The sequence below is a fragment of the Winogradskyella sp. genome (assembly GCF_003712105.1).
In the GTDB taxonomy this organism is placed as follows: Bacteria; Bacteroidota; Bacteroidia; order Flavobacteriales; family Flavobacteriaceae; genus Winogradskyella.
Genome location: NZ_RHLG01000003.1, coordinates 263,800 through 280,013 on the forward strand (window position 1 = coordinate 263,800; position 16,214 = coordinate 280,013).

15 protein-coding genes are annotated in these 16,214 nt (G+C 32.8%); 11 read left to right on the top strand and 4 right to left on the bottom strand.

What is annotated here, in order from left to right; translation table 11 throughout:
* The first annotated feature begins 11 nt into the window (after nucleotides 1–11).
* The 7 genes from tpx (at nucleotide 12) to ribB (ending at nucleotide 8,045) form a co-directional block, all read left to right on the top strand.
* Nucleotides 12–512, top strand: a complete 501-nt coding sequence (gene tpx / locus ED556_RS09085; protein ID WP_296322482.1) for a thiol peroxidase — start codon at nucleotides 12–14, stop codon at nucleotides 510–512.
* A 3-nt stretch (nucleotides 513–515) separates the two neighbouring features.
* Nucleotides 516–896, top strand: coding sequence for a diacylglycerol kinase family protein (locus ED556_RS09090; RefSeq protein WP_296322484.1), 381 nt, complete (start codon nucleotides 516–518; stop codon nucleotides 894–896).
* Between the two features lie 7 nt (nucleotides 897–903).
* Nucleotides 904–1,650 carry a DUF2071 domain-containing protein gene (locus ED556_RS09095; RefSeq protein ID WP_296322487.1) on the top strand — a complete coding sequence of 249 codons (747 nt, stop codon included), beginning with the start codon at nucleotides 904–906 and terminating at the stop codon, nucleotides 1,648–1,650.
* A 163-nt stretch (nucleotides 1,651–1,813) separates the two neighbouring features.
* Entirely contained in the window at nucleotides 1,814–4,234 is a 2,421-nt protein-coding gene (locus tag ED556_RS09100; RefSeq protein WP_296322491.1) for a DNA translocase FtsK, read from the top strand.
* Nucleotides 4,235–4,242: 8 nt separating this feature from the next.
* The gene (locus ED556_RS09105) at nucleotides 4,243–4,878 is read left to right on the top strand and encodes an outer membrane lipoprotein carrier protein LolA (RefSeq protein WP_296322494.1); all 636 of its coding nucleotides are present in this window, start codon (nucleotides 4,243–4,245) and stop codon (nucleotides 4,876–4,878) included.
* Nucleotides 4,879–4,880: 2 nt separating this feature from the next.
* Nucleotides 4,881–6,866, top strand: coding sequence for an LptF/LptG family permease (locus ED556_RS09110; protein WP_296322497.1), 1,986 nt, complete (start codon nucleotides 4,881–4,883; stop codon nucleotides 6,864–6,866).
* Nucleotides 6,867–6,896: 30 nt separating this feature from the next.
* Entirely contained in the window at nucleotides 6,897–8,045 is a 1,149-nt protein-coding gene (gene ribB / locus ED556_RS09115) for a 3,4-dihydroxy-2-butanone-4-phosphate synthase (RefSeq protein WP_296322502.1), read from the top strand.
* On the opposite strand, the gene ED556_RS09120 is transcribed toward ribB, so the two are convergent.
* The 4 genes from ED556_RS09120 to ED556_RS09135 form a co-directional block, all read right to left on the bottom strand.
* Nucleotides 8,042–9,577, bottom strand: a complete 1,536-nt coding sequence (locus ED556_RS09120) for a family 16 glycosylhydrolase (protein WP_296322504.1) — start codon at nucleotides 9,575–9,577, stop codon at nucleotides 8,042–8,044. The two genes, ribB and ED556_RS09120, sit on opposite strands and share 4 nt — an antisense overlap.
* Before the next feature lie 82 nt (nucleotides 9,578–9,659).
* Nucleotides 9,660–10,859 (bottom strand): DegT/DnrJ/EryC1/StrS family aminotransferase, encoded by a 1,200-nt coding sequence (locus ED556_RS09125; RefSeq protein WP_296322507.1) that lies wholly within the window; start codon nucleotides 10,857–10,859, stop codon nucleotides 9,660–9,662.
* Entirely contained in the window at nucleotides 10,860–11,288 is a 429-nt protein-coding gene (locus ED556_RS09130) for a hypothetical protein (protein ID WP_296322509.1), read from the bottom strand. It abuts the gene before it with no gap.
* Between the two features lie 55 nt (nucleotides 11,289–11,343).
* Nucleotides 11,344–11,973 carry an NAD(P)H-dependent oxidoreductase gene (locus ED556_RS09135; RefSeq protein WP_296322514.1) on the bottom strand — a complete coding sequence of 210 codons (630 nt, stop codon included), beginning with the start codon at nucleotides 11,971–11,973 and terminating at the stop codon, nucleotides 11,344–11,346.
* 366 nt (nucleotides 11,974–12,339) lie between these two features.
* On the opposite strand from ED556_RS09135, the gene ED556_RS09140 reads away from it, so the two are divergent.
* The 4 genes from ED556_RS09140 (at nucleotide 12,340) to ED556_RS09155 (ending at nucleotide 16,065) form a co-directional block, all read left to right on the top strand.
* Nucleotides 12,340–13,614 (top strand): tyrosine-type recombinase/integrase, encoded by a 1,275-nt coding sequence (locus ED556_RS09140; RefSeq protein WP_296322517.1) that lies wholly within the window; start codon nucleotides 12,340–12,342, stop codon nucleotides 13,612–13,614.
* On the top strand, nucleotides 13,615–14,649 hold the full coding sequence (locus ED556_RS09145) for a hypothetical protein (RefSeq protein WP_296322519.1): 1,035 nt from the start codon (nucleotides 13,615–13,617) through the stop codon (nucleotides 14,647–14,649). It begins immediately after the preceding gene.
* 79 nt (nucleotides 14,650–14,728) lie between these two features.
* Complete coding sequence (locus ED556_RS09150) at nucleotides 14,729–15,004, top strand: helix-turn-helix domain-containing protein (protein ID WP_296322521.1); 276 nt, start codon at nucleotides 14,729–14,731, stop codon at nucleotides 15,002–15,004.
* Nucleotides 15,005–15,015: 11 nt separating this feature from the next.
* On the top strand, nucleotides 15,016–16,065 hold the full coding sequence (locus tag ED556_RS09155) for a protein rep (RefSeq protein ID WP_296322524.1): 1,050 nt from the start codon (nucleotides 15,016–15,018) through the stop codon (nucleotides 16,063–16,065).
* Nucleotides 16,066–16,214: the final 149 nt, after the last annotated feature.

Genomic DNA, 16,214 nt, shown 5'->3' on the forward strand with positions numbered 1-16,214 from the left:
AAGAAAACACAATGGCAAATATTACATTAGGCGGAAATCCAGCAACTACAGTTGGTAATTTACCAGAGAAAGGAACAAAAGCACCAGATTTTAAATTGACCACTACAGATTTATCAGACAAAACATTAGCCGATTATTCGGGTTCTAGATTAATACTTAACATCTTTCCCAGTGTAGACACAGGTGTTTGCGCACAATCTGTAAGAACGTTTAATGAAAAAGCCAGTAGCCTAGAAAACACAAAAGTGCTTTGTATTTCTAAAGATTTACCATTTGCAATGGCACGTTTTTGTGGAGCTGAAGGTTTAGATGACGTAGTAAATCTATCAGATTATAAAACTGGAGATTTTGGTAATACATACGGCGTAGCTTTTAAGGATAGTGCTTTCGAAACCTTATTATCACGTTCTATTGTTGTTGTGGATACAGATGGGACTATAGTACATACAGAACAAGTTTCTGAAACAGGTGAAGAGCCAAACTATCAGGCAGCTCTAGACGCATTAAATTAATTTATGCCCAATCCTAAAAAAGAACCGTTTGCTGTAAATCGTCTTAAAAGTGTTGGTTATGCTTTTAAAGGTTTATTGCTTCTTATTAGGACTGAAAACAGCATTAAACTTCAACTATTTATAGCAATTGCAGTAACTATTGCTGGCTTCTATTTTAATATTTCAACAACTGAATGGCTCATTCAACTTGTAATGATAGCTCTAGTCATGAGTGTTGAAGGTGTAAATACTGCTATTGAATATATTTCAGATTTTATACATCCAGACCATCATCCAAAAATTGGCCATATTAAAGATATTGGTGCAGGTGCCGTCTTAATTGCATCTATTCTTGCCATAATTGTAGCGGGTATCATTTATATACCTAAGGTATTTACAATTTGAAAGTTATATGACAACCCAGAACTTATTAGATACCACAAATCATAGACCATGGGATATACCTAACAAGAGCTGGAAATTTTATCAAGAATGGAATAATGTACTATTTCTTCATTATCAAGTAGACTTGGCTGAGTTAAAAAAGTTTGTTCCAAAAGAATTAGAAATTGATCTTTTTAATGGCGAACCTTGGGTTTCAGTAGTTGCATTTACAATGGAGAAGATAAGACCTAAAAACTTACCTTCTTTTAAGCTTATCTCGAATTTTCACGAAATAAATATTCGCACTTACATTAAATCTAATAATAAAACAGGAGTTTATTTTTTGAGTATAGAAGGTGGAAAACGTTTATCCTGTAAAATTGCAAAGGGAGTTTCAAAACTTCCATATCGATTTTCAAAAATTATGCGGACCAACAAAAAGTATCAATCAAAAAATATAGAATATAATGACAGTCTTGATATAGAATATTTAATTGGAAAGGAGTTAAAAGAAAAAACAGATTTAGATATATGGTTAACTGAAAGATATGCACTTTTCCAAGACACAAACAAATCGATTAATGAATTTGACATCCATCATTTGGAATGGTCTATTAATGACATTAGTTTGGAAAAACTGGATTTGAGCTATCCAAGATTTAAAGATTTAATTCGCTCACAACCAGTTAAAACGCATTACTCAAAAGGAGTAAAAGTAATAGCTTGGGGGAAAGTTAAAAATATAAAAGCCAGCAATATCAATCTACATGAGTAATAATCGCTTAAAAGAGAAGACAAATCTTAGCAACGGCAATTTGATGTTAATAACCCTTTAGTATAAATACCAAAACCGCTAGGATAAACGTTACTTATTTGTATTTTTGATTGAGTTAAAAGATTTTATTTTTTAAACGATATAAGTATACTGAATTCAGTTAATGGCAAAGAAAGCAACCAAGAAAAAAGCATCAACGAAACGTAAAACAAAACGACTTTCATTTAAACTTTCAAATCAGCAAAAGCTAATATTTGGGAGTCTTCTTATCATTCTTGGTGTTTTACTATTTATATCATTCGTTTCATTTTTATTTAACGGAAAAGAAGATCAAAGTATTCTTTCTGAGTTTCCTTCAAGACAAGTTGAAGCAAAAAATTGGGCCAGCCAGTTTGGTGCCAAATTAAGTGAGTGGTTTATTCTAAAAGGTTTTGGATTACCGTCATTTATATTTTCTGGCTTGTTATTTCTTTCAGGAGTATATGTGACGCTGAACTTAAAGTTGTCAAAGCTACGTAAGCACTGGATTTGGGGAACATTAATCGTGATATGGCTATCTATTTTCTTCGGGTTTTTTACTCATAAATATGATATTCTTGGTGGTGTTATAGGTTATGAAATGAACCATTTCTTTCAAGATTATATTGGTAAAATAGGCACTGCTCTCCTACTCGCTTTTGGTTTAATTGTGTATTTGGCTATTAGATTTAATGTTACTGGAGATACATTAGTAAGCCTCTTTAAAAGAGCCAAAGAAGATATAGCTTCAGATTTTGAAACGCCTGATAACCAAACTGAAGAAGACAAAGTTGTTCCTATAGATAATAGTTTATCTGAAGAAGCAGAATCTATAAAGTCTGCTTTTGAAATTCCACTTGAAAACCTAGAGCCTACAATTGCTAATCATTCAGAAATTACAAAAGAAAGTAAGCCGAAAGTTAAAACCGAAGATGCTCCGGAAATGGAAGTCATCATTAAAGAACCTGAGCAAGAGGTTGAAATGAAGGTTGAAGTTTCTAAAGAAGAAAAATCTGAAACAGATAATCTAGCTGATAAACTTGTTGAAGACTTTGGGCAATTTGACCCAACGTTAGAGCTAAGTAATTTTCAGTTTCCAACTTTAGATTTACTTAAAAAATACGACAATGAAGGTATTTCTATAAATCAAGAGGAATTAGAAGAAAACAAAAACCGAATTGTAGAAACCCTAAACAATTATAAAATTGGTATCACAAGTATTTCTGCTACCATTGGACCAACGGTAACACTTTACGAAATTGTACCAGAAGCTGGAATTCGTATTTCAAAAATTAAAAACCTTGAAGATGATATTGCACTATCGCTATCAGCTCTTGGTATTCGAATTATAGCACCAATTCCTGGAAAAGGAACAATTGGTATTGAGGTACCTAATAAAAAGTCGACTATTGTGTCTATGCATTCTGCTATTGCATCAAAGAAGTTCCAAACTTCAGAAATGCAATTACCCATAGCATTGGGAAAAACCATTAGTAACGAAACTATGGTTGTTGACTTGGCCAAAATGCCTCATTTACTTATGGCTGGTGCTACAGGGCAAGGTAAGTCGGTAGGTTTAAATGCGGTGTTAACTTCATTACTTTACAAAAAACACCCTGCAGAAGTTAAGTTTGTATTAGTAGACCCCAAAAAAGTTGAACTCACACTTTTTAATAAAATTGAACGTCATTATTTAGCCAAACTTCCAGATAGTGAAGAAGCTATTATTACAGATAATACTAAAGTGATTAATACATTAAACTCACTTTGTATTGAAATGGATAATCGCTACGAGTTGCTTAAAAATGCATTTTGTAGAAACATAGCCGAATACAATAAGAAGTTTAAAGAACGTAAACTCAATCCTAATGATGGGCATCAATTTTTACCATACATTGTTTTAGTCGTTGACGAGTTTGCAGATTTAATAATGACTGCTGGTAAAGAAGTTGAAACTCCTATTGCACGTTTAGCACAATTGGCTCGTGCCATTGGTATACATTTAATTATAGCTACTCAACGTCCATCTGTTAATGTTATTACTGGTATTATTAAAGCAAACTTCCCTGCACGTATTGCTTTTAGAGTCACTTCAAAAATCGATTCTCGTACCATTTTAGATGGTCCTGGAGCAGACCAACTTATTGGTCGTGGAGATATGTTATATACACAAGGAAATGATTTAATACGTATACAATGTGCGTTTGTTGACACACCAGAAGTTGAACGGATAACTGAATTTATTGGGTCACAGAAAGCCTATCCGGATGCCTATTTATTACCAGAATATGTTGGCGGCGACGATGGCACAACTCTTGATATAGATATAGCAGATAGAGATAAATTGTTTAAAGAAGCTGCTGAAATTATTGTCACAGCACAACAAGGTTCTGCTTCATTGCTTCAACGTAAACTAAAGTTAGGTTACAACCGAGCAGGAAGACTTATAGATCAGTTAGAGGCAGCCGGTATTGTTGGAGGCTTCGAAGGTAGTAAAGCAAGACAAGTACTTGTGCCAGATTTATTGGCTCTTGAACAATTATTAGAAAACGAAAAAAATAACTGAATTAAACGATGAAAAAATTAGCAATTCTATTAGCCCTTTTTATAACTACTGGAATAGTTGCTCAAGACAAAGCAGAAACTTTATTAAATGAAGTAAGTGCAAAGGTGAAATCTTACGACAACATCAGTGTAAATTTTAAATACGTACTTAACAATGTGAGTGAAAATATCACTCAAGAGACTAAAGGTGATGTAGTTATCCAAGGCGAAAAGTATGTTTTAAATGTTCTTGGCGTGACAAGAATATACGATGGTAAAACCTTATATAATATTAGTCCAGAGGACGAAGAAGTTACAATTTCTTCAGAAAACACTGATGATGAAGGCACTATAACACCAAGTAAAATGTTATCATTCTACGAAGAAGGCTACAGTTACAAAATGGATATAGTTCAGAATATAAAAGGTAGAAAAATTCAATATGTAAAATTGATACCCATAGATAGTGGTGCCGAAATTAAACATGTGCTATTAGGAATCGATGCTAAAACCAAACACATTTATAATCTTATCGAAGTTGGAAAAAACGGAACTAAAACAACGTTAACCGTTAATTCTTTCAAAACAAATCAAGCTTTGCCAAAAACACTGTTTACTTTTGACGAAGCTAAATACGAAGACTACTATATCAACAAAATTGATTAAGGTTGAAAATTTTAGATAGGTATATACTGGTCACCTTCTTAAGAACATTTGTGAGCATATTTATAATATTTATGTTCATTTTTGTTTTACAAGGCCTATGGTTATATATCTCCGAGCTCGCAGGAAAAGATTTAGATTTTATTACGACGCTCAAATTCATATTCTTTTATTCACCAAAATTAATACCTCTAGTTGTACCTCTTACAGTTTTACTATCGTCCATTATGGTTTTTGGGAATTTTGCTGAAAACTATGAGTTTGCTGCAATGAAATCAACGGGTATTTCCTTGCAACGTGCCATGCGAAGTTTAAGCATATTCATAGTTGCCTTGGGGTTTGCCTGTTTTTTCTTTGCCAATAATGTAATTCCTTGGGGTGAATATAATTTTTATAACCTGAGACGAAACATTGCAAAGGTAAAACCTGCTTTAGCTATTGCAGAAGGTCAGTTTAATGATATTGGAAATATCAATATAAAAGTTGATAAAAAAAGTGGAGATCGCGGTCAATATTTAGAAAAGGTAATTATTCATCAGAAAAAATCCGTTAAACGAGGAAATTACACGGTTATCGTTGCAGAGAATGGTGAACTTAAAAGTGATGAGGATTCTAATATTCTTGAGCTTGAGCTCACAAATGGTAATTATTACGATGAGCTAGTATCTAGGGATATAAGAAAATTTAATAAGCGTAAGCCACATGCACAAAGTCAATTTAAAACATATACCATTAATATAGATTTAGGAAAACTGAATTCTATAGATATGGACGAGAAAAACACCGACGATCGTTTTTCTATGCAAGATGTAAGCGATTTAAATTATACCATAGACAGCCTATTTAAAGAGCGTGAAAAAGATTATAAAACATTATCTACTAGTTTGTATAATCGAAGTACTTATGCTAATCTTAAAACAGATATCAAAGCAGAAAACGACAGTGTATATAACACAGATTTGTTAGACATGTTTAACACCAAGTCTAAAATTCAGATTTTAGGTTTAGCGCTAAATACGGCGAATAGTACTACACAAATCATAAAGACTAACAAACGAACATTCGATGCAAAAACAGGCAATAGAAACCGACATATTTTAGCTTTACACGAAAAATATGCTTTAGGTTTTGCTTGTGTTATTCTCTTTTTTGTAGGTGCGCCACTTGGTGCTTTGATTAGAAAAGGCGGAATTGGATTGCCCATGGTAATAGCCATATTATTATTCCTTACCTATCATTTTATTGGTATTTTCTTGAAGAACAATGCCAAATCAGATGCGTTAAACCCAATATTAGCCACATGGTTGTCTACCTTAATTATGCTACCATTAAGTGTGTATTTGACGTATAGAGCTACTAATGATAGAGGATTAATAAATCTAGATGTAATTACAGTACCTTTAAAGAAACTCTTTACCTTCAAATCCAAATCCCAAATTAATGAAATTAAGAATGTTCAGTCTTACAGTTACTATAATAAACATTCAATAGAAGAGCTTATTCAAGTAGTGAAACATCAAAATGAATTTGATTTAGATAAGAAGCCAAAACAAATTGCACTTCAGCATTTATCAGATAGAGGTATTCAGTTGGTAGACATGGAAAATCAAGGTTTAGATATTCCAATAAATATAAAAATTGCTAAAACTGAATTGAAAGATTATATCGATTATTCTACAACAAGCTTAGTCACATATTCTATAGGAGCAATTACCTTAATACTTCATTTTGTATTTAAAAATAATAAACTACCAGAACTTGCAGAGATTGTAAAGACCTTAAGTTTTATTTCATTTGGAATTTTTATTCTCTATGTTATTGTTTCAACATTCTACTATACCAAATTCTACACATCTATTGGCCAAAGTAAAAAGCGTGTAAATCCATTGGTGATTCTTTTAGGGCTTCCATTCTACCCTTTCAAGTATTATTTCCTTAAAGTAAAAACCAAAGAAGACTTCCATTTAAGTTGTCTTGAGGAAATAAAATAAGCGTATCTTTGCCGATATAAATTTTAAGTCATGATAACTGAGACTGTGAGTACAAAAATTAGCCTAAATACCATCCAAGAAGCCATTGAAGACATTAAGCAAGGCAAGATAATTATAGTGGTAGATGATGAGAATAGAGAGAATGAAGGCGATTTTTTAGCTGCAGCTGAGGCTGTTACTCCAGAGATGATAAACTTCATGGCTACTCATGGTCGTGGCCTAATCTGTGCGCCATTAACTGAACAACGTTGCAAGGATTTGGAGCTTAACATGATGGTTAGTAATAATACTGACCCGATGGAAACGGCTTTTACAGTATCTGTGGATTTAAGAGGAAATGGTGTAACTACTGGTATTTCTGCTAGCGACCGTGCCAAAACCATCAAAGCCTTAGTTGATAAAAATACAAGAGCGTTTGAGTTAGCGCGTCCAGGACATATTTTTCCATTAGTTGCAAAAGAAGGCGGTGTTTTAAGACGTACCGGACATACTGAAGCTGCTATAGATTTTGCACGCTTAGCTGGTTTTGAACCTGCTGGTTGTATCGTTGAAATTATGAACGAAGACGGTACAATGGCGCGTTTACCTCAATTGGCTGAAGTTGCTAAACGTTTTAATCTTAAAATTGTATCTATTGAAGATCTTGTGGCTTATCGAATGGAGCACGACTCTTTAATTGAAAAGAAAAAAGATTTTGATATAGAAACGCGTTTTGGAAAGTTTAGGCTCCGAGCGTATGAGCAAACCACAAATCACCAAATACATCTTGCACTTACTAAAGGTAGCTGGAATGCTAACGAACCTGTACTTACAAGAGTAAATTCTACCTTAGTAAATAATGATATTTTAGGCACACTTACTAATAATGCAGATAAGAAACTTGATGATATGTTTCAAGCTATCAACAAAGTAGGAAAGGGTGCTATATTGTTTATAAATCAACGTGTGGAGTCTATGAATCTTCTGAATAGGTTAACGATTCTTAAAGAGACTCAAAAGCCAAATACGGTAACAAAAGCTCCAAACATTAAAATGGATAATAAAGACTTTGGTATCGGTGCTCAAATTCTACATGATTTAAATATCTCTAAACTCTCATTAATGACCAATAGCGAACAAAAGCCTCGTGTAGGTATGATTGGCTATGGACTAGAGATTGTCGAAACCGTAAATTATTAATTGATAACCATTTTTTTAGTGGTAGATTTTCCTTGGCTATATATTTTCAAGATATAAATTCCATTAGCTAAATTTGAAACATCTACAGATCTAAAGTTAGAAGATATAGTGTTAATCTTTTGACCAAAAGTATTGTATACCTCAACATAATCTAAATCTATATTTGATACAATCTGAATCTTATCATTTGCTGGATTAGGAAATACTCTAACTTCGCTTATGTCAAAATCATCAGTGCTAAGACTGGCATTTTGATATACTCTAACATAGTCAATAACCATATTACTTTCAGTGAATGTTGGGTCAATTGTACCTGCAAAACCACCCATTGCAACATTTAATAAAATAAACTGGTCTTCATCAAAGGGCCAGGTACTCGCATTTTTTACGGCAGGATTATAAGTATAGAAACCAACACCATCAATCATAAAAGTGATTTGATTAGGTGACCAGTTCATAGAATACACATGGAAATTATTAGCAACGTCGGTCAATGTAAATGACTGTGTATTAACCGTATTACCAGAACTTGAAGGTGTATGTATTGCACTACTAACATGATTAGTAGCTCCTAATCCATGCTCCATAACATCAAGCTCGCCACAAGCTGGCCAAGTTGTATCTCCAAATAAAGGTTGCCAATATGTACCAACCTCATTGATGTTTTTACCTAAAGTCCAAATAGCAGGCCAAGTACCATCTCCAGCAGGTAGTTTAGCTCTAACATCTATTCTTCCATAAGTGAAAGCGAACTTAGAATTCAATCTAGCCGATGTATAATCTAATGTAACACCATCTTGCTCATAGCCTAATTCTTTTTTGGCTACAATATTTAAAAATCCATCTTCAATGTAAGAGTTATCAATTCTATCTGTATAATGTTGCTGTTCACCATTAAACCATTGCCCACCATTAGGTCCAATCACTTGGTGATGCCATTTGGTGTCGTCTATTGGGTTGTTTCCTGAGCTACTATCAAACTCATCAGACCAAACCAAATCATCATAAATAACATCTAATGCGTGAGGATCTGTAGCTACCGAACCATCATTAATATCATCTATACGAAAGGCTCCAGGAATTGAACTTCCATCATCAATTCTGATTACTAATCGGCTATACGTTCCACTTCCGCCAACTGTAGAGAAATCGAACGACAAATCAGACCAATTATTTTGATTTGATGAAGCTACTGCGCTTACTTCTACATCAGCATTAGTTCCATTTTCTAAACGAACAACAATAGTATGCGAATTAGGATCGAAGGCATAAAAGCGTAGCGTAATTACATCTTCAGCATCCAAATCGATAGGACTACTTAAATCTATAAAATGTCCCTGTGAACCTGTTGAAGCGGAACGGAAAAATTCTCCTGTAAGATTGCTTGCATCAGTTGGAGAAGGCACAATAGTAAACGTACTTCCACCCCAAACACTAAAATTATCTGAACTATCCGAAAAATCAATTGGAGTTTGTTGGGATATTAATGCTAAAGAAAGACAACAAAAAAGTAGCGTAATTATATGCTTCATAGTAATTAATTTTTCCAAAAATAGATTACAAACCTATTAGACACAATTATATGACCTATACAAGAACACTACGGACGAAAAATTAACTATTTAAACATTCCTTGATTAATGTCACCATTTTAGACGCTCTAGCTTCTACTTCTGCTTCAGTCCATGACAATTTTATAAGGCAAGAAATATTACGACCAATGTAATGATCGGATTGAGAAAAATCTGTATTTGAAAGCTTATCGAGAGCATTCTTGATTTCGTTAGTCAACGGATATAATGACTTAGCTTCTTTTAAATGATGCCATTTACGGATATAGTGCCAATTATTATCATAATAATTCCAGCAGGCATCTATTCCATGTTTACCGAATGTATCTATGACTTTTCGAGCAGTTTCTAAATCAGGTAAAAAGAAATTGAGAAAAGCACAACTCTCTATTCCACCTTCGGGCACTGCTCTAAACTCAACCTCATTAATCTCAGAAAGTTTGTTTCTAATTATATCAAAGTTTTGCCTTTGGATTCTTAAAAATTCAGGAAGACGTTTTACTTGTGCTAATCCAACAGCAGCATGAAGCTCAGAAATCCTAAAATTATAACCCAGAAAAGGATGTGTTTCTGCTCCTCTATCATTTCCAATATGATCATGACCGTGATCACTATAGTGGTCTGCATTAATATAATATGCCTCATTATTGGTAATTACAGCACCACCTTCACCACAAGTTATCGTTTTTACAAAATCAAAAGAAAAACAACCTAGGTCAGCAATACTGCCAAGAGGCTTTCCTTTATAAGTACCGCCAATGGCCTGACAAGCATCTTCTATAAAAATTAAGTTATGTGCATCACAAATAGCGCTTAAAGCGTCCATATTGGCCATGCTACCACACATTTGCACAACCATTACCGCTTTTGTTTTTGATGTTATAGCAGCTTCTACAGCTTTTGGACATAGCGTTAATGTATCATCTATGTCTACTAACACAGGAATCGCCCCTAGCATCATTATAGCTTCAAAACTCGCCACAAAAGTAAACGTAGGCATAATAACCTCGTCACCAGCACCAACACCTGCTGAGGCAAGCGCTACTGAAACTGCAGCTGTACCACTTGATACCATTTGTACGTAATTAGTATTGAATGTGTGTTGTAATTCGGATTCAAGCTCTTTGGCTTTCCAATGCCCTTTACGCATCCCATCAAAGCCATAGCGCATTAAAACACCATTATCTAGAACATCATTAACACTTTGGCGCTCTGCGTCTCCAAACAATTCAAATCCTGGCATTTACTTGAGCGCTTTAAGTTGTTCAAAAAATAATGTTATATCGCTATCGCTAAACGAAGTCATCAAAGGAAGTGATTTGCCTTCTTTAGATAGAGATGCACTAATTGAAGGATAAATATTTTCAGGATTAAAAGCTCTTACAGGGCGCTTATTAATAGCGGCTTCTTCAGTACCCAAAGTATTCTTATCTACATTTAGTATAACTATATCCTTATTAAAAGTTTTCAGACCATCAGATTTAAGAATTTCGTTCTTGATTTTTCTTTCAAGTTTAGAATTTTCTCCATCATAAAAATAAATTAGCATGATGTAGTCTCCAGAGTTATAGAGTTCTAAAGCATCAATGTAATTTGTTGTGCTACTTATCTTTTGCGAAAAACTAGAAATTGTAAAAAATCCAAAAATAAGAATGCAAATAGCCTGTTTCATAACTAAAATTTTACCTAACAAATATACTATTTTGAACGTTACCCAAATGTGATTATTATAACTCAATAACGGTTTGATTCAATTGTTTTCTAACCTTTTTAAGATTAGCAAACATATCGTCTTCTGCTCTATAGCCTACTGGTAAAAGAAGTACAGATTTTAATCCATAACTTCCTAAATCTAATACTCTATCTATTTCTTGTGGCAAGAAACCTTCCATAGGACAACTATCTATCTCTTCAATAGCGCAAACAGTCATTAAGTTACCCAATGCTATATATGCTTGACGTTTAGCCCAATCTTCTTTAGTAGCTTCAGGCATATTACTTATTGTGTTTTTTAATTGCGCTTTAAATGGGTCTAAAATAGTGTCAGGAGTATTTCTTATATGCTTAACATTGGTAAAATGTTCTTCGATATCATCGGTGTCAATTTCATCTTGGATACATAATATTAATAAATGTGAAGCATCAAGCACCTGATGTTGTCCATAAGAATATTCAACTAACTGTGCCCTAACTGTCTTATCCTTTACTACAACTAGTTTTAACGTTTGGAGTCCGTATGATAATGCAGTTAAGTTAAAGGCGTTTTTTAGGAGCTCTAATTTCTCAACAGGTAATATTTTAGTCGAATCGAATTTCTTTGTTGCGTAACGCCAATTTAGCTGCTTTAAAATATCCATAGTGTTTTTTTTGCAAAGATAAGGATTGGTTTAGACACTATTAAACTAAAAAGTTTCAGCTCTAATTGAAGAATTTTTCATGGATAATACCGTATAGTTTCACAACCCTCTTACAGCTTTTTGCAAATGATATAGTCTCAAAATCAAAAAAACCACTCAAGTAAACTTGGTGGTTTTTTATCTTCAAGCCCAGCGCTTGTTTGCGGAGAAAGAGGGTTTTGAACCTTTTACTTCTTATTATTTCCAATTTTAATTAAAATACTAATTATCAATACATTGTTAAAAAGTGTTTATAACTATTTATAATTAAAATACTATTATATCATAACTTTACTGTCAACGATTCTGTCAACTTAAAGTGAAGTTATGAGAAGTACATTTAACATTAAAGAACCCAATAAAGACAAGGAATCCCTGATTTTATTTTCTGCATATTTTAAGGATGAAGGACGCAAATTTGTCTACTCTACCGGTGAAGTCATCCATCCTGATGAATGGGATTTTGAAAATAGACAACCCAAACACCTAAATGGTAGAACGGAAAAAGCCAATCAGCATAGAGGAATAAAGCGACAATTAGACCGTTATTCCAATTTTTTCTCCGACACTATTCAAAACTACAAACTCGCCAATAGAGAAATCATTATTGCTGATATTAGAGCTGATTTTAATACTGAGTTTAAAAGAACAAAATCAATAGCAAGTAAATTCTTTGAGGTTTACAATCTATTCCTTAATGATAAGAAATCTGATTATTCAGAGGATGCAAATTCCCAAACCACTATTAAACGATATGAGTATAACAGGAAATTGCTTTTCAATTTTCAGGAATACCGAAATAAGAAGATTCACTTCAACCAAATAAATAAATCATTCTACAACGACTTTATTAATTACAGTGTTAAAGTAAAAGAACATTCCTCAAACACATTAAGACGAAATGTTGGTTTGTTTAAAACATTCCTTTATTGGGCGTTAGATAATGGCTACACATTCAAAACAGATTTCCAAAAGTTCAAAGCACCTAAAGCACAGCAGACTGATGAGGTGGCATTAACCTTAGAACAAGTACAAGAAGTATTTGAATATGATTTTAGCAGAAACGAGAGATTAGAAAAAGTGAGAGACTTATTTGTTTTTGGATGTGCAACTGGTATGAGATATAGTAATTACTCTAAAGTATCTAAGAAAGATATTCAAAATGGTGTAATTAAGGTTAGAGATGAAAAGAACAATTATAAGACTTTGGAAATTCCGTTAAACGATTTTTCTATGTTTGTCTTAAAAAAATACAATTATCAACTACCTAAAATATCCAATCAAAGATTCAATGACTACATCAAAGAGGTTTTCAAAACCATTGGATATACTGATAATGTCAAAAAGACAATGAAAGTCGGAAAAGACATTATTGAGCAAATTAATCCACTATACGAGCGTATATCTTCACATACTGCGAGAAGAAGTTTTATTACTATTATGAAGAATAAAAAAATTCCGGACAAAGTAATAATGAGTTATACAGGACATAGAAGTTTAGAAGTTTTCAACAAGTATTACAAGCCAAATGATGAAGATAGAAAGGATTTTATGCAAACCGTTTGGAAAATTGAAGATGTTCAATTAAAAAAAGTTAACTAAATGAAGCAGAATATTGGTATAGAAATAAACATGAAAGACAATGAACGCATTGTTATGATTGAGCCTGAACCAAAGTTGAAAGAGTTTTTAAAAACTCAAACCGAAAAAAATCACACATACTATTTAACAAAATTTATTGGTGGAGAAAAAAACTACCAAATTGCTTACAAAGCTGTTGAAGATGCTATGGAAAAATCTTTACCAGATGATATTAAAGATAGATGCTCATATTGTAAAGGTGAAGGTGATGAAGTTGGTGATAAGGCTTGTGGTAAATACATTTTGCAAATGCAATTAACATTCATGATAGCATCTTCTGAGTTCATTAATCTGATATTTAGAAATAGATTTATTTATGATGATAAACCAAAACTTCAAAAATTAACAATTAAGTTTTTTGATTGCTTAAAATTTATTAAGAATGAAGGTAAGATGTATTTTGAATTGGATAAGATGTGTAGATATACTTTAAGCTCCGGTTTTCTTACCCTATCACAAATGTTTGCAAAATCTGATACATTAAAAAGTTATCAAATAATCAATAATACTCTAAATGATATTCATGAGAAAGAGGTACAAAATAAAGTTCTACAAAATAAAGATGAAGACTATTTAGATTTACAAAAAGAGTTCTTTGAAGGTAAATTAAGATACTACAGAGAGAAAATCTTCATCGAAGAAAAAGAACAGCCTAAAAGACTAAAGAAAAAAGGGAAGGGTAAATCCACATCTATACCTCAATACGCATTATACTATTACTACTTACAACAAAGTGGTGATTTTGGATATTTTGAAAATCATCCAAATGGTAAGTTAAGAGCAATAGATAAACTAATTGAGAAAGAAGACCTAAAAACAACCACAAAGTATTTCCAAAAAGTCTATAACAAATTAGCCCATTACGCCACAAATAGAATTGCCAAAAATCAAGTAGCAAATATTGATTTTGTTGCAAATACAATGTTAATTGGATTCCCTAAGGCTAAAAAAATCGCATTAATAGAACTGCAAGAAGCCAAAACAAAGCTTAGGTAACTATAAGAGGTAACGGTTACTTAGTGGTTACCCCTTCAAACTAAATATATGTTTGTAACAAATACAAGATAGATTTGTTATGAGCAACCCATTTGAAACAATCAATCAAAGATTGTCAAACATCGAAAGTCTACTCTTAGAGCTTAAGCATAAACCAATAGAGGAAGAGAAAGACGAAAACCTAACTGTAAAAGAAACAGCAGAACTTCTAAAAGTTTCAGAACAGTCCATTCATAATTACATAAAACGTGGGTATATCAACGCAAAAAAAGTCGGTAGAATATTACTGATTAAGCGGAGTGATATTGATGACTCATTGCAAGAAGTAAAGTCTCTTAAATACAAACGATTCTAAACTATAATCACATGTGTTCAGAAAAGTTCGGGAAGGAGGAAATCTATACATTAGTAGAAAGTAGGACAAACAAAGTAGGACAAAACAATATAATTGTTAATGGTGAAGGCTCAGACCTGAGCAAAAGAGATGCCCTAAAAGGAAGAGCAAAACGCAAAACAATTACACAAATCACGATGCTTAAACTCATTGAAGTCGCTCAGAAGGAAGGTGAGCCGGAATTGGAAAAATCATATTGGAACACCTATTACTGTCAACAAAATCTATTTACAGCTGATGGTAGACTTTACGGCAAATATTGTAAAAACAGATTTTGCACTTTATGTTGTAGTATTAGAAAAGCTAAAATGATTAATAAATATCATCCGGTTTTAAAAGAATGGAAAGAGCCATATTTCTTAACACTCACTGTAAAATCCTGTAAAGCTCAAAAACTTTCTCTTTACATAAAGAAATTCATTCAGGGATTTCAACGAATAACCGAAAAACATCGTAAACGGTATCATAGAGGAAAAGGTAAAAAACTTGTTGGTATTAGATCCTTAGAGTGTAATTTCAATCCGGTTCGAAAAACCTACAATCCTCACTTCCATGTTATCACAAAAGACAAAGAAACTGCTGAGGTACTTCTTTCAGAGTGGCTAAAATTATGGACACCAAAATTCGCCAAAAGACTCGCTCAAAATATTCAAAAAGTTGATAACTTAGAATCAGGACTCATCGAAATTATTAAGTATGGAAGCAAAATATTCACTGAACCGGATTTAAAGAATAGGAAAGATAAAAAAGATACAGCTCAGATATACGTCAAAGCCTTAAATACAATCCTCACAGCTATGAAAGGGAAACGTATATTTGACCGCTTCGGATTCAATCTTCCCAAATCAGAAAATAGTACTCAGATACCTGCCAAATTGCTCTCTGATTATAATGAATGGGAATATGATATAAATTTAGCTGATTGGATAAATACTTCAACAGGTGAAAAACTTTGTAGTTATGAGATAACTTCTCATTTAAAGTCTATTCTAGAAAATAATTTTAATTCTTATTTACGTTAGTTAGTCCTATATATTTCTCATTCCAAAACTCAATAAACATTATCAACGAAAAATTAAGCCAAAATAATTTCTGATTATAAAACGTAAATAGAGAGACGGAAACATTTAGTTAAACTTTTTCAATATATTTAATATCATGAAAATATAGT

Coding starts and splice junctions, on each gene's coding strand:
- tpx (WP_296322482.1), top strand. CDS start 12: ATGGCAAATATTACATTAGGCGGAAATCCAGCAACTACAGTTGGTAAT.
- ED556_RS09090 (WP_296322484.1), top strand. CDS start 516: ATGCCCAATCCTAAAAAAGAACCGTTTGCTGTAAATCGTCTTAAAAGT.
- ED556_RS09095 (WP_296322487.1), top strand. CDS start 904: ATGACAACCCAGAACTTATTAGATACCACAAATCATAGACCATGGGAT.
- ED556_RS09100 (WP_296322491.1), top strand. CDS start 1,814: ATGGCAAAGAAAGCAACCAAGAAAAAAGCATCAACGAAACGTAAAACA.
- ED556_RS09105 (WP_296322494.1), top strand. CDS start 4,243: ATGAAAAAATTAGCAATTCTATTAGCCCTTTTTATAACTACTGGAATA.
- ribB (WP_296322502.1), top strand. CDS start 6,897: ATGATAACTGAGACTGTGAGTACAAAAATTAGCCTAAATACCATCCAA.
- ED556_RS09120 (WP_296322504.1), bottom strand. CDS start 9,577: ATGAAGCATATAATTACGCTACTTTTTTGTTGTCTTTCTTTAGCATTA.
- ED556_RS09125 (WP_296322507.1), bottom strand. CDS start 10,859: ATGCCAGGATTTGAATTGTTTGGAGACGCAGAGCGCCAAAGTGTTAAT.
- ED556_RS09130 (WP_296322509.1), bottom strand. CDS start 11,288: ATGAAACAGGCTATTTGCATTCTTATTTTTGGATTTTTTACAATTTCT.
- ED556_RS09135 (WP_296322514.1), bottom strand. CDS start 11,973: ATGGATATTTTAAAGCAGCTAAATTGGCGTTACGCAACAAAGAAATTC.
- ED556_RS09140 (WP_296322517.1), top strand. CDS start 12,340: ATGAGAAGTACATTTAACATTAAAGAACCCAATAAAGACAAGGAATCC.
- ED556_RS09145 (WP_296322519.1), top strand. CDS start 13,615: ATGAAGCAGAATATTGGTATAGAAATAAACATGAAAGACAATGAACGC.
- ED556_RS09150 (WP_296322521.1), top strand. CDS start 14,729: ATGAGCAACCCATTTGAAACAATCAATCAAAGATTGTCAAACATCGAA.
- ED556_RS09155 (WP_296322524.1), top strand. CDS start 15,016: ATGTGTTCAGAAAAGTTCGGGAAGGAGGAAATCTATACATTAGTAGAA.